Consider the following 12,478-nt stretch of genomic DNA (forward strand, 5'->3'; position numbering starts at 1 on the left):
CGTTCCTCTGGAACGGATGCGCAGTTCTTGCGGAATATGCAATCATATTCTCTGCAACTTTCGAGAACATGGAAATTTTTCCGTTTTCACTAATAACAATCTGTTCAAAAGTATTTGTAATATCAATTCCCCTCACGATATCAGCCTTCATATGATCTGCATACGTTACTGCGTTTAATTCAGCTCTTGACCTTATCAAATCCCTTTGACTGCTATCCGCACGAATGCCTATATTCACCAGAACAACCAAACCGATCATCAATACAAATACCGGAATCCATAACTCTTTTTTTATCCTAAATGTATTTTTTTGTTCCTGTGCTGACTTAATTTTCTTCCACATAACCGATTTTCTTTACACCTGCGTTTTTATCTACTTCATTTTTATATTTTAGCAGCCACCAATTATTGCCTGTTTTAGTTTCTTTTTAATCTCCAAAAATGAAAAAAGCATTGTCATTGCAGACAATGCATCTTTAACGTGGCAACTGGCTACCATTTTACAGGCCCTATAGCTTTGCGTCGCAGACTTTCATCTGTTTTGCCGTTTTTCTTATTATAGCTTTTAAACATATGAAAAAAAACTGGTTTTATTATACTCTAATGCTCGACTATGTACAAGAAAAACATTACCGTTTTAACGCCTAAAAACAAAAGAAGAACAGCCGATACATATACTCGAACTGTTCTCCTACTTCCGAAGTCCACGCAGCATTGACATTACTGTTTCCTGCTCATTTGTACTCAGATTGTTCCATATCCTTAAAACTTCTTTCTGTTTTTCTGTCAGATTCTCTGAATTACCTTCCTGAAAAAACTGTGATAATGTCACGCCCAAAGCTGCACATATTTTTTCAAGTGTAATCAGCGACGGCAGGTTTTCCTGCGCCATGATTCTTCCCAGTGATGACTGGGAAATTCCCGACAGCTGCGATAATCTATATTTACTGATATCACACTTTTCACACAAAGATGTTATTTTATCCGCAATATACTTCTCTATCTGCAAGTAACTATACCTCATTTCCGCTATTACATGTTCTTATTGTACCTGTAATAATGAAAAAATATTAGTAATCAACTTTGCAAGTATTCATTCCCATTATAGGAAGTATACGGATAAAAAAATATAAAGATACTTTCGTTTCCGCAAAAGTCATTTTCGCTTATATCGTTTTTATAATAGCACAGACAGTTATGTTTGTCACATAAAAGTTTGAAACCTCAAACAAAAAAATAAGCCTGCCATCATCCGCAGATTTCTCCACAGACAACAGCAGGCTTCCTACTATCTCATCAACTCATTCACTTTTCTCTGCACTGCCCCATAATCATATCCCGCAGCCTGCAGTCTCTTCTTTCTGTCCCCGCCGTTCCCCCACTTTCCGGTAATGACTTCCTTTGCTACAGTTTCCACACTCTTTTTGTTGCTACTTTTCACCAGCTCATTCCCCATCCCCCTTTTCACTTCTGTCATGCAGCTGTTCCAGCACCTCTTTCACCTTCTGCGGAATCGGCAGCCCCAGATGCCCTGCATTCTCCAGCAGACTCACACCCTCATTGGAAATATAGAAAAAGATCACCGCTGTCCTCAGCACGGATCCGTTCCCGATCACAGCCACATCCAGAATATTTGCCATTCCCACCAGCAAAAAGATCAGCACCTTCCTGCAGATCCCCCGGAATCCCACCTCACTGGAAAGCGTATGGTCCGCAAAAGCACACATCACCCCGGTCAGGTAATCGATCACCACAAAAGCGATCAGGGCATACAGAAGCCCGTCACAGCCTCCCATAAACCAGCCCAGCCATCCGCCTACAGCCATAAAAACCATCTGAATAAAGTTCCAAAATTCCTTCATGCCAGAATCCTCCTCCCCTGAAAAAAGCAGCCCCCATTTCTGAGAACTGCCGGAAGCAGGTTCTTCCCCTGCTCGTAAATATGATCCGCCTTTTCTTCCAGCACTGCCGGAAACAGCAGGATCCCGCCGATCATGTTCGGGCAGATGGGAAGCAGCGTCCCGTTCCACAAAACAGAATTGTCATACTCCCCGCTGGCTTTCAGATAAATCCCCATGGGATTCAGCCCCAGAATATTATTCACTGCCTCCGTGATCATGTTCGTCTCCTGAACTGTCTCCACCGCACCCGTATTCGTATCGGTCAGTTCAATGACCATTTCACCTTTCAACTTCATCACACACCCTCCATTTCTACCGGCCTGCAGAAACCGCTGATTCCCGCTCTCTCAGCAAAATACACTTCAAATCCTCTGTTCACCGTCTCCTTCATCTGCATAGACAGCGATTCCCGGAAACCATTCACATCCAGTCCTCCGCCAATGGCAAATCTCGTGGTATAATCCTCCACCTCAAGCTTTCCGTCCCAGGCTTCCCCAGCCGCCATTGCCTGTCCGCTGACAGAAGCAATGCAGTCTCCCACATCAACCGTACCGCTGCCATACTCCATCCAGAGATACACATTGAATGTATTCGTATAATTGGCAACGATCTTCTCAATGGGATAATACAGCGGCAAACATTGGTAAACGTATGGATCCCGATCTTCCCAGTCTTCGCATTGTCTTCAATCTGGTTCAGCAGTCCCGAAATATTCTTGTCATTCCTTGACTTCGCCTGAGCCAGCCTCGGATTCTTTCCCACACATTTCAGGCTCTGCTTTCCCCCGATCTTCTGCCTGATAGAAGTAATACAGGTGATCCATCCCTCATCCGCCTGTCCTCCCGCAAATGTCAGCACATCCCCCGGATCCAGAGCATAATACTCTGCAATCTGCGTCTGCTTGTTGGTGGAACTCACTGCCGTGTATCTGGTAATAAAATCCGAAAAGCTGGAAGAAAACCGGTGTCTCTGCTCCACCTTCATCACAGGATCCTTCCCGTACTTTCTCAGTTCCAGCTTTCCCTCCCTGTTAATAATAAAGAAACCTCCCAGAACCTGTGCCACATAAAACAGCACATCCCGGCAGGTCTCAATATCATTTTCAGTATAAACAGAAAGCGTCACCCCGCCATTCGGCATGGCATCAATCTCCGCCCTCTTATTCGCAAACTCCACTTTACACCGCTTACAGCACAAAGCAATAAAATCATAAGCAGTCCCCACAGTCTCAAGCCCGTTGAAACTCTTATCAAACCGCAGCATAAAATCATAGGCTTTCAGTTCCAGGCACTTTGCCAGACGGTTCGCCTCACTGACCTCAAAAACTCCCATCGGCACATCTTCCACCGAATCATCCGCCAGCACCAGATGAAACACCAGCGTCACCTGAGCATCCTCCAGCGTATACCTGTCAATGTCACTCAGAAGCGTGATCCCCATCTCCGCCGCATACACCGTCCCCAGTTCAATTTCCGTGCTTCCACAGCACTGCCTGGAAATATACCCGGAACCCTTCACAATCTCCTTCGCCCCGAACTCATACGTCATTCCGCCTCTGGTAACGATCGTACCCGTCCAGTAATATTTTCTTGTATTGCTCTTCACAGCTCTCAGAAACCCATCCGATACCGGATACATCCCGCCACCTCCATTTCCCCACGAAAAAAGCACCAGCCAACCAGGTGACCGATGCCTTCGTAAATATAATCATTCTATCTGTTATAAGTCCAATGTTTCAGGTACCATTCATGCAGTTCTTCTGTTGTTTTACAGCAGTCTGCAATCTCTTTTCCCTGTGATATCCACTAACACGTTTCCCTGCGGAATGTATCAACATCCAAAGCATGAAATTTATATGTTCCACCCCGTCTGTGCATCACTTCATCATCACACTGGAACTCAAAATAATCATCCCCGTCCAAAACAACCTTTCCAGTCAGGTTCCACACCCCGGACCACGGAGGACCATCATCCCCTGGAACACAGAAGGACAGTCTTCCATCTTCCAGAATAACAGGAGCCACCGCAATATTTTTCATCTGCGGCATATATGGCTGTTCAAACCAATACGCTTTCCTCTCATCCATTTCTCTTCATCTCCATGATAGCCACCTTCCCTGCAAACTTGAAGTTAGCGATTTCTTTTTCCGGTATTCTCTGTCCCACGGATTTCCTCATGATAGAAATAATCTACGATCACCGGATGTCCCTGCGGGACTCTGCCATAAGGCATTTCATTATCCACAAAGGCACAATCATACTTCTTAGCCATTTTCTCAGCTTTTACTTCAAGTGCTTCAAAGTAGCTGCGGTTATGCTTGTTATAGATCTCGTCGTAAAGTGGTACAAGATCAGGATATTTTCCGGCGATATAATCCATAATTGTCTTTTTGAAACCGCCTCGAAGATTGAGATTTTCGAGCCAGAACAGATCGCATTGATCCTTTACCCGCTCAAAGATTGCTTCAAAATCCGTGATACTGGGGAATACCGGGGATACGAAACAGACTGTACGGATACCTGCTTCATATACCTGCCTCATAGCAGAGATACGGCGCTCAATGCTCGAAGCAGAATCCATATCGTTCTTGAAATTTTCATCTAGTGTGTTGATCGACCATGAAACGGTTACATGTCCAAGCTTCTTCAGCAGATCAATATCCCGTACCACAAGATCCGACTTTGTGCAGATCAGAATATCTGCGTCACTGCCGATCAGCTGCTCCAGAAGTTTTCTGGTATTCCCGAATTGCTCCTCTTGTGGATTGTAGCCATCTGTCACAGAACCGATGACCACCCGCTGTCCGGCATATTTCTTCGGATTTTTAATTTCCGGCCAATGCTTCACATCAAGGAAAGTGCCCCATTCCTCCTTGTGCCCGGTAAAGCGCTTCATAAAAGAAGCATAGCAATACTTGCAGGCATGTGTACAGCCCACATAGGGATTGACCGAGTAGCCGCCTACCGGCAGACTAGACTTAGTCATGATGTTCTTTGTTTCCACCTCACGAATGAGGATTCCATTTATTACTTCTTCCATGATTTCTGTACCTCTAACACTTTATTAAATTCTTCCGGCATTTCCTGAATCATATTTTCATCCCCTATGATAGGGACAAGGTCTTCCTTCATAAACACCGGAATGCCGAGTGCGTGTGCCTGATCCGTCAGAGACCATGCCCATTCCGGCTCCGTATGAATCTTCCTGCTCTGAGCCCCGGTCATAGTGCCGACAACGATCCAGTTGATTCTGGAAAGGTCAACTGTACCGGGATCGTCGAATAACGGTTCAAAGCTAACATGGTAATGCTTTGCTCTGATGTTTTTCCGAAGGGCGTCGATACGCCACAGTTCGGCTTTCCTCGTCACCGTAACGCCAAACCATGCATTTTCCAGATCGGTATCAAAATCCAGCAGATCAGGTCGCTTGGTAAGGAACAGGAACTGATGCTGTGGATTTTCACGGATCTTTGCAAATACCTCGTCTCTCCATTCCGGCTTCCATCCGGAGAGATCGCTCATCCCAGTAAGAAGAAAGTTCTGCGGACGTTTCTTTTCCATCATCTTGAGCTTACCCGGAAAGAATTCAGGGTCAGCGAAGTCATCAATCATATGCCAGCGTTTCACGTTGTTGCGGGCATAGCAATATGTACACCCCACTGTGCAGCCAATGACGATATTCATGTTCTGAATCTGATCTTTGATACAAATACTCATGACTTCTGCCACTCCTCAAGATTCTTTCTGATGCGGTCGAGACATTCCTCAAACCGGATAATTTCTTCCTCTGAAAAACCTTTGTAGTAAATACTGCCCATCTCATCAGATACAGAATCGTACTCGCCCTTTAAGGCATGTGCTTTCTCAGTCAGAAACAGGAGTGTTTTCCTTTTGTCCGTTTCAGACTGAACACGGCTTATCAGCCCTTGATTTTCCATTCTTTCCAGCATCGTAGTAAGAGATGTTATCGCTAATCCGCATTTAGTCGAGAGTGACCTGATTGAGATACCATCCTCCTGCCACAGCACATAAAGAATACGTCCCTGGGCTCCATTAAACGCATCAATATTCTTTTCACTGAGAATCTTCTCAAAAATCCGGTCTCCAAGCTGTTTTATTTTGGTGACAAGAAATCCTCCATTCATTTCCATACAAAAGCTCCTATATAGTAGTTTATTAAAAACATACTATATAGGAGCTTTATTGTCAAGAGTTTATATGTCTTAATAGGTAAATTCCGTTTTTTTCAATTCTCCAAACTTGAATTTCTGGATGAGTATAATATGCGGAAAATAAACTTAACTCCATCTTAAATATAGTGCTGAGTTTCACTGCCACTCTTTAACACCATTTTCGCCACACCAAGCAATGCTGCAAACAAAACACCTGCAACCGGCCATACAATCCATGTAATATCCCAGCTCATCGTCCAGAAGCTCCATGCAAGGTAAATCGCTGTAGTCAAGCACCAATATACACCAGAAAACGTGTCAGTCTTTTTCTTAAACAGTTTTTCTTCTTTTGTATATTCCCCTTCCTGAAGAAGGGTATCGTAACTGCTTTTTACCATCCCAACACGAACCAACAGATTCACTCCTATTGCAAGTATGAATAGCAGTAATCCAACGGAAAGACCACAGTAATAGTCGGACGCTTCCATAGATTCGGCAATAATTGTCGGAATCACTGCCAGTATACAAAGCACTACCCCAACAGCTGTTCCTCTGATAAAAATTGGTTCATAGGAATCTTTTTTTTCTCGTACCATTCCAGATACACCATACTCTGTTTCAAAGCATTCTTTTTCAAAATGTTCCATATGTGATTCACGCATTCCATATGTAATAAACAAAAAGACGGCTGCCGCAACCATTCCAAGCAAAAAAACACATCCAAATACTGTTGCCAGAGATTCCGAAACATGAAATACGCTATCTTCTGCCATTGTCACAAGAACAATCAATAATATTGGACTTAAGATACACATACTTGTTGCGTTTGCCACTACTTTGGATCCATTTCTTTTCATGTCAAGAAATTCATTTGCATTCTCCATAGTTACTTTTTTCAACGGTTCTGCATAGCTTTCAGTACTTTCGTGATAGGTGATATTTTCTGCTTTCATTTCATCTTTTAATAGGTAATCTGTACTAACACCAAAAAGCTCCGACATCTGTAAAATTCTTTGCAAATCTGGAACAGCTCCTGCACTTTCCCACTTAGATACTGCCTGTCTGGATACGCCCAACTGATTGGCTAGTTCTTCCTGTGACCATCCATTCTTTTTTCTTTCCTCTGTAATCTTATCAGCTAAAATCATTTTTTCCTCCTTTTGCAGATTTTATGAGCTAAATATAACAGTTTTGCTGTTTGCATTCCACCATTTCAGGCTGTAAATCTGTCAACCAGCAGTTGCAAATCACAAAAGGACTCTATGAATCCCGATTTTCCAGCAATACAAGCAGGAAATTATTTATCATCTGTATTGTTTTCCTTTTTCTTATGAGTCGAACCCAAGCAAAGAAACGAAGAACCAAGACATAACCATACTATAGCCATAGAATTTTCATTTCCACTCGTAAAGTCTATAGCTGAGGCTACGAGAAACAGAACTGATGCAATATAAAATAAGATTGATTTATTTATTCCTTTTTTCATAAATAAGAATCTCCTCCAAATCCCGACTTTGATAAACCCATTATACCCTTTCTGAAACATCCTGTCACCACATTTCATCAGATCAGAACCTGTCAAAATCCTCCTGCGTGGCAACCTGTCTCCATCCCTTATACTCATCGTTCCTGCTTTCCACAAACATATCATTCACCATCCCGATAGTCAGCAGATCCAGATCCCGAATGGAAATCCCCAGCTGCACACACCGGAGAAGAAACAGGGGAGTTGTCATTTCACGGTCTGTTGCATGAAGTTTTTTTAGCCTCCACATCCGTCCTGATGTTCATCCCCCACAATTCAATCAGCTTCGGCAAAACCTGATAAATACTGAATCGCAGGTATCTCTGTCAATCCTGCTATCTTTGCCGCATTGGTTCTGTTATGCCCTGCAAGCATCTCATAGCCCCTTGCAGCTTTCCTCACAATCACCGGATTCAGCACACCATACTCCCTGATGCTCTGTACCATATCTTCCAGGCGTTCTCCCTCATACAGCCGGAACGGATGATCATGAAACGGATGTATTTCCTCAACCGGAATAGAAACAATCCCGTTCACAGGCACTGGCGTATTCTTCACCGGATCCTCAGCAAGAAGATCCAGTGCGTCCTGAAATACTTTTCTTTTTGGTGCATTAGCTTTCATCCCCAACCACCTCCTCTGCCAGATTCCGGTATGCTTTACAAGCCTTATTCTCCGGTGCATACTCCAGAAGCGGCTCACTGTAATAAATTGATTCTCCCACCTTTACTGTGTTTGGTATGATACTCTTAAAAATCCGGATCTGTCCATCAAAAGTATCCGTCAGCTGTTCTGTGATTACCTTACAGAGATTTGTTCTGGCATCACACATAGTCAGCAGGATCCCTGCAATCTGCAGGCGGTCATTCAGTCTGCTTCTGACTTTCTTCACTGTCCGGATAAAATCCTGCAATCCCATCATTGCCAAAAGCTGCGGATTGACGGCAATAATCACCTCATCAGCCGCCGTCAATGCGTTAATCGTCAATGTTCCGAGCGATGGACAGGTGTCTACAATAATATAGTCATACAGCCCTCTCAGCGGCTCCAGAATACCAGTCAGCATCTTCTCTGAACCATCTCCATCCGTAGCTTACTGTCCACTGCTGAAAGCATCATGGCTGACGGAATAAAGTCCACGCCATTTCTACTCTGTATAAACTCTGACGGATCCGGCATTTCCTCATCTTCCAGCCGATTCATCATCAGATGTCCAATCGTCACCGGCACAGCCGCAGGATCTTCTACTCCGAAGCAGGTTGTCAGATTTGCCTGGCTGTCAAAATCAACAGCCAGAACCCTTTTTCCCATCTCAGCCAGTGAATACGCCAACTCCCCCTTTAAATGATCCACACATTATAATCCTTGCCATACATTCTCCCCCTCTCATGCTTTCTTTCCATAACAGCCTGCACTCTGCTCTGCCACATATTTTGCAGTAATTTCTTCTTTTTCATTCTGGTATCTGATTATCAGTTTCTTAATCTCCTCATCCATAAATGCGGTCTTCGCTTCCTGCTCTTGTGCTTTATCCACATCTGGCGTGATAATCAGCTGACCATTTTCACATTTCACCTGCACATAATCCCCAAGATGAAATCCCAGTTCTTCCAGCCACTTTCCTTTTAATGTAATTGCCGGAACTGTCTCATATTTATAACCGCTCTGTCCACAAACCTTCATATTCCTTACATTTTTCTTCGCCATAGAATTGACTCCTTTCAGATTTGACTAATAGATTTTCAGATAAAAAGAAAAAGCCGCTGACACGTTATCTTCTAACGCATCAACAGCTTCTATCCTGCTTTAATTCAGTGTATTATTCGATTTTATTTAGGCTCTTTACCATCTTTAATACGGTAGTAATCGTCCATATCCACGCTGAGTTTTACCGTGGTATCTGGTTTTCGGTTGCTCAAGAGGCACACAGTTTCAACGGTACTTTCGTTGTCCCAACAAAGTTCCTGTGTCTCCCTGTCTCCAAAATACACCGGAAAACGGAACTTTATGTGCTTCAGGAATCTGCCATCTGGCTGCTCCTGCTCATAAATGTCCACCTGTTCCACAAAGCTGTTAAGAAATTCTTTCTTCTCCAGGTCGGTGAACTTATCATATAGTTTATCAAAATATAAAAGAAATTGATAGACGTTTTCTTCTGATATTTTCTGTTGCCGGATATTCAGCAGGCGATTCTTAACTTCTTCTATACTGTTCTCCACGCCTTCAATTTCATCATACAGATGGTATAACCTTGTCTCCATATCCTGATATTTCTTCTCATAAAATTTATCCATGATATCCAGGCTATCCATCTGCTGTCCAAGTCTTCCTTTTGCTCCGGTCAGCTGCCTGTGCTGTTTTTCCAGTCTTTCAATCTCTTTTTCTATTTCTTCTGTATCTATTCTTGAACCGATTTTATTCAGAATTGCTTCTTCGAATTTAGGATTCTTCACCAGCTTCCGAATAACTTCTTCCACTGCATTATTAATCTTCTCCTCGCTCCATTGTTTACGATATCCACATTTATGACCGTCTACCAGGCGACGATGTTTGCAGGCATAATAGAAATAATCCTTATATAAAGTTCCGTCTTTCTTTTTCTTTCGGTTCACGTTTCCATACATACCACTTCCACATAATGGGCATCTCAATATTCCGGATAAAATATGCTCATGATCGAGACTATGTGTCTTTTCATATTTCACACCTGTTTTTTCCCGTTTTTGATGTGCCAGCTCCCAGTCTGTTTCTGAAACAATCCCTTCATGGATACCATCGTGCAGCATATAATTTTCCTGCTTTACAATGCGGTATTCATTTCTTGTACCAGAAACTTTCTCGTTTTTCCTTCGTCCATAAGCCAGCTTTCCACAGTATACCGGATTATCCAGAACGCCTTTTATAAATGAAGCGGCAAATGCGTCCAGTGTATTATTCTGTCGTTTTTTCTTTTTGTATCCATGCTGGTTCAGCCATGCAGCAATCGCAGAGATTCCCATATTGGTATGAATAAATTTGTCATAGATCAGACGAATAATCTCTGCTTCGTCCTCTGCAATCTGCAATTCTCCATTTACTAATTCATAACCATACGGAGCAAATCCACCATTCCATTTTCCTTCCCTGGCTTTCTGCTTACGTCCTTCCATTGTCTGAACAAGGATATTCTCCCGTTCAATCTCTGCCACCGCAGACAGAACAGAAATCATCAGCTTTCCACTATCTTTTGAGCTGTCAATCCCATCTTCAACACAGATCAGATTCACTCCAAAATCCTGCATCCTCTGCAAAGAATTTAAAACATCTGCCGCATTACGACCAAATCTGGAAAGCTTGAACACCAGTACAAACTGCACCTCATCTGTTCCATTCTCAATATTATCCAACATTCTCTGAAATTCCGGTCTGCCCTCTACGCTTTTTCCAGACTTACCTTCATCGGAATACTCATTTACGATTTCCATATTCTGAAATTCTGCATATCTCTTGAGTTTTTCTTTCTGAGCATCCAGACTGTAGCCATCCACCTGCATGGTTGTGGATACTCTGGTATATATATCGCATTTAATCTTTTTATTCTTCATAATCTTCCTCGCAGTATAACTCTGTTTTATTGTCCCAACCTTATTTTAGTACTTGTTCCAACTATTTTCAATACTTATTCTCCGTATTGACGCATTTCTTCGCCAATCGTATAATTAAGTTAGATACAGAGCATTTCTGTTATCAAAATATTGCCCGCCCACCATTGGCGACTTATAAATGATTGGCTCGAAAATATTGTTCGCTTACCGGAAGCGTCTAATAAATGTCCGGCTTGAAAATTATTTAGAAATTATTTTTGTTTTCGATATTGTGTTTTTATCACACATTGCATATACTATAAATACACAAAAAAGCCAAAAAAGAGGAGGTGTTAGTATGGCTACTTCAAGTATTACTCATAATTTTGTCGTATCCAATCCAAATAGCGTAAAGCGTTTTGTCGCAGCAATTGACGAAGCCGACCGTGACCGCACACCAAAGCAGACACTTCCCGGACGTCAGTTAACGAACCCACAGGAAATCTTAGCTTTAATGTCAAAAAGGAAGAAAAAACATGTCTGATAAATATTTTACCGTTAATATTCGGGCATATTTGGATAAAGACGAACCGACATATATCGGAGAGGAAAGTCTTTACGACTTACTCTCCGATTTTTCTTGTCCCAAAAATCCCGATGTGGAATACTTTTTATTACATAATGCGATTGAGTTTACCAAAAAAGATCAATCTATCACTTATCTGGTATTTGATGCTGAAGATGCTTCACTGGTTGGTTATTTTTCACTTACAGTAAAACCAATCTCTGTCCGTGCTTCAAATATCAGCAAGACAATGGCAAAAAAGCTGTCCCGTGTCAGTATTTTGGATGAAGAAACACAATCCTATACTACCGCAGCTTACCTGATTGCCCAGTTGGGAAAGAACTATTCTCTTCCAAAGAATAAACGAATCCCTGGAAATATTCTACTGGGATTTGCACTGGAAACCATATCCAGTCTCAAATATTCCGTAGGCGGCGTTATGGAGTTTCTTGAATGCGAAGATAATGAATTTCTTCTGAGCTTTTATACACAGAATCATTTCAAGCCATTTGATACTCGTATTACCGCTTCCCAGAATAATGAGTCACACACTCTGCATCAGCTTTTAAAATTTATTTGATTTAAAAATACATGAAAAAAGCGACAGTCTGATTTACATTTTGTATTTCAGGAAACTGCCGTTTCTTTTTCTTCCTTATTCTGTTTTTCTTCCTCCAACTCCCGGAGGACTTCTTCGCCGTACTTATCAATCATCCGTACCAGAAAATCAATGCACCGCTCAAATTCAATAT

The 12,478-nt window shown here is 42.4% G+C and carries 15 protein-coding genes, 3 pseudogenes and 1 riboswitch; of the genes and pseudogenes, 2 read left to right on the top strand and 16 right to left on the bottom strand.

The annotated features are described in order from the left end of the window. The 16 genes and pseudogenes from PGS38_RS16950 to PGS38_RS17030 all read right to left on the bottom strand — a co-directional run. Positions 1-343, bottom strand: a pseudogene (locus tag PGS38_RS16950) (hypothetical protein); the annotation flags it as partial. Positions 344-480: 137 nt separating this feature from the next. Beyond that, positions 481-556: riboswitch (cyclic di-GMP riboswitch) on the bottom strand. Between the two features lie 135 nt (positions 557-691). Next, on the bottom strand, positions 692-1,009 hold the full coding sequence (locus PGS38_RS16955) for a helix-turn-helix domain-containing protein (protein ID WP_117760753.1): 318 nt from the start codon (positions 1,007-1,009) through the stop codon (positions 692-694). Between the two features lie 279 nt (positions 1,010-1,288). Then, the gene (locus PGS38_RS16960; protein WP_330427154.1) at positions 1,289-1,441 is read right to left on the bottom strand and encodes a hypothetical protein; all 153 of its coding nucleotides are present in this window, start codon (positions 1,439-1,441) and stop codon (positions 1,289-1,291) included. Between the two features lie 4 nt (positions 1,442-1,445). Next, complete coding sequence (locus PGS38_RS16965; protein WP_118640198.1) at positions 1,446-1,862, bottom strand: phage holin family protein; 417 nt, start codon at positions 1,860-1,862, stop codon at positions 1,446-1,448. Continuing rightward, positions 1,859-2,197: a hypothetical protein gene (locus PGS38_RS16970; protein ID WP_330427153.1), complete on the bottom strand. Its 339-nt coding sequence runs from the start codon at positions 2,195-2,197 to the stop codon at positions 1,859-1,861. Before PGS38_RS16970 ends, PGS38_RS16965 begins: the two co-directional genes overlap by 4 nt. Continuing rightward, positions 2,197-3,539, bottom strand: a pseudogene (locus PGS38_RS16975) (hypothetical protein). Before PGS38_RS16975 ends, PGS38_RS16970 begins: the two are co-directional and overlap by 1 nt. A gap of 167 nt (positions 3,540-3,706) precedes the next feature. Further along, complete coding sequence (locus PGS38_RS16980; protein WP_243104838.1) at positions 3,707-3,988, bottom strand: hypothetical protein; 282 nt, start codon at positions 3,986-3,988, stop codon at positions 3,707-3,709. A 44-nt stretch (positions 3,989-4,032) separates the two neighbouring features. Continuing rightward, a complete protein-coding gene (locus PGS38_RS16985) occupies positions 4,033-4,941 on the bottom strand; it encodes a radical SAM mobile pair protein B (RefSeq protein WP_118640197.1) in 909 nt (302 codons plus the stop codon). Continuing rightward, the gene (locus tag PGS38_RS16990) at positions 4,929-5,618 is read right to left on the bottom strand and encodes a radical SAM mobile pair protein A (protein WP_117509300.1); all 690 of its coding nucleotides are present in this window, start codon (positions 5,616-5,618) and stop codon (positions 4,929-4,931) included. Before PGS38_RS16990 ends, PGS38_RS16985 begins: the two co-directional genes overlap by 13 nt. Next, positions 5,615-6,052, bottom strand: a complete 438-nt coding sequence (locus PGS38_RS16995) for a radical SAM mobile pair system MarR family transcriptional regulator (protein WP_007884694.1) — start codon at positions 6,050-6,052, stop codon at positions 5,615-5,617. The genes PGS38_RS16990 and PGS38_RS16995 overlap by 4 nt, the downstream gene beginning before the upstream one ends. 158 nt (positions 6,053-6,210) lie before the next feature. After that, positions 6,211-7,221, bottom strand: coding sequence for a helix-turn-helix domain-containing protein (locus PGS38_RS17000; RefSeq protein WP_118640196.1), 1,011 nt, complete (start codon positions 7,219-7,221; stop codon positions 6,211-6,213). 149 nt (positions 7,222-7,370) lie between these two features. Next, the gene (locus PGS38_RS17005; protein ID WP_117509428.1) at positions 7,371-7,559 is read right to left on the bottom strand and encodes a hypothetical protein; all 189 of its coding nucleotides are present in this window, start codon (positions 7,557-7,559) and stop codon (positions 7,371-7,373) included. Between the two features lie 315 nt (positions 7,560-7,874). Continuing rightward, positions 7,875-8,222, bottom strand: a complete 348-nt coding sequence (locus tag PGS38_RS17010; RefSeq protein ID WP_242991115.1) for a ParB N-terminal domain-containing protein — start codon at positions 8,220-8,222, stop codon at positions 7,875-7,877. Beyond that, positions 8,212-8,909: pseudogene (locus PGS38_RS17610) on the bottom strand (ParA family protein). The gene PGS38_RS17010 and the pseudogene PGS38_RS17610 overlap by 11 nt, the downstream one beginning before the upstream one ends. Before the next feature lie 75 nt (positions 8,910-8,984). Beyond that, the gene (locus tag PGS38_RS17025) at positions 8,985-9,305 is read right to left on the bottom strand and encodes a SymE family type I addiction module toxin (protein WP_117509302.1); all 321 of its coding nucleotides are present in this window, start codon (positions 9,303-9,305) and stop codon (positions 8,985-8,987) included. Between the two features lie 122 nt (positions 9,306-9,427). Next, on the bottom strand, positions 9,428-11,182 hold the full coding sequence (locus tag PGS38_RS17030; protein WP_270476442.1) for a recombinase family protein: 1,755 nt from the start codon (positions 11,180-11,182) through the stop codon (positions 9,428-9,430). 337 nt (positions 11,183-11,519) lie between these two features. On the opposite strand from PGS38_RS17030, the gene PGS38_RS17035 reads away from it, so the two are divergent. Both PGS38_RS17035 and PGS38_RS17040 read left to right on the top strand, forming a co-directional pair. Next, entirely contained in the window at positions 11,520-11,705 is a 186-nt protein-coding gene (locus tag PGS38_RS17035; RefSeq protein ID WP_014080774.1) for a hypothetical protein, read from the top strand. After that, on the top strand, positions 11,698-12,306 hold the full coding sequence (locus PGS38_RS17040) for a hypothetical protein (RefSeq protein WP_055195104.1): 609 nt from the start codon (positions 11,698-11,700) through the stop codon (positions 12,304-12,306). Before PGS38_RS17035 ends, PGS38_RS17040 begins: the two co-directional genes overlap by 8 nt. The last annotated feature ends 172 nt before the right edge of the window (positions 12,307-12,478 follow it).

Source organism: Fusicatenibacter saccharivorans (assembly GCF_027667425.1).
In the GTDB taxonomy this organism is placed as follows: Bacteria; Bacillota; Clostridia; order Lachnospirales; family Lachnospiraceae; genus Fusicatenibacter; species Fusicatenibacter saccharivorans.

Bases quoted from the DNA above. Each gene is read 5' to 3' on its own strand.
- PGS38_RS16965 (WP_118640198.1), bottom strand. From the start codon at position 1,862: ATGAAGGAATTTTGGAACTTTATTCAGATGGTTTTTATGGCTGTAGGC.
- PGS38_RS16970 (WP_330427153.1), bottom strand. From the start codon at position 2,197: ATGAAGTTGAAAGGTGAAATGGTCATTGAACTGACCGATACGAATACG.
- PGS38_RS16980 (WP_243104838.1), bottom strand. From the start codon at position 3,988: ATGGATGAGAGGAAAGCGTATTGGTTTGAACAGCCATATATGCCGCAG.
- PGS38_RS16985 (WP_118640197.1), bottom strand. From the start codon at position 4,941: ATGGAAGAAGTAATAAATGGAATCCTCATTCGTGAGGTGGAAACAAAG.
- PGS38_RS16990 (WP_117509300.1), bottom strand. From the start codon at position 5,618: ATGAGTATTTGTATCAAAGATCAGATTCAGAACATGAATATCGTCATT.
- PGS38_RS16995 (WP_007884694.1), bottom strand. From the start codon at position 6,052: ATGGAAATGAATGGAGGATTTCTTGTCACCAAAATAAAACAGCTTGGA.
- PGS38_RS17000 (WP_118640196.1), bottom strand. From the start codon at position 7,221: ATGATTTTAGCTGATAAGATTACAGAGGAAAGAAAAAAGAATGGATGG.
- PGS38_RS17005 (WP_117509428.1), bottom strand. From the start codon at position 7,559: ATGAAAAAAGGAATAAATAAATCAATCTTATTTTATATTGCATCAGTT.
- PGS38_RS17010 (WP_242991115.1), bottom strand. From the start codon at position 8,222: ATGAAAGCTAATGCACCAAAAAGAAAAGTATTTCAGGACGCACTGGAT.
- PGS38_RS17025 (WP_117509302.1), bottom strand. From the start codon at position 9,305: ATGGCGAAGAAAAATGTAAGGAATATGAAGGTTTGTGGACAGAGCGGT.
- PGS38_RS17030 (WP_270476442.1), bottom strand. From the start codon at position 11,182: ATGAAGAATAAAAAGATTAAATGCGATATATATACCAGAGTATCCACA.
- PGS38_RS17035 (WP_014080774.1), top strand. From the start codon at position 11,520: ATGGCTACTTCAAGTATTACTCATAATTTTGTCGTATCCAATCCAAAT.
- PGS38_RS17040 (WP_055195104.1), top strand. From the start codon at position 11,698: ATGTCTGATAAATATTTTACCGTTAATATTCGGGCATATTTGGATAAA.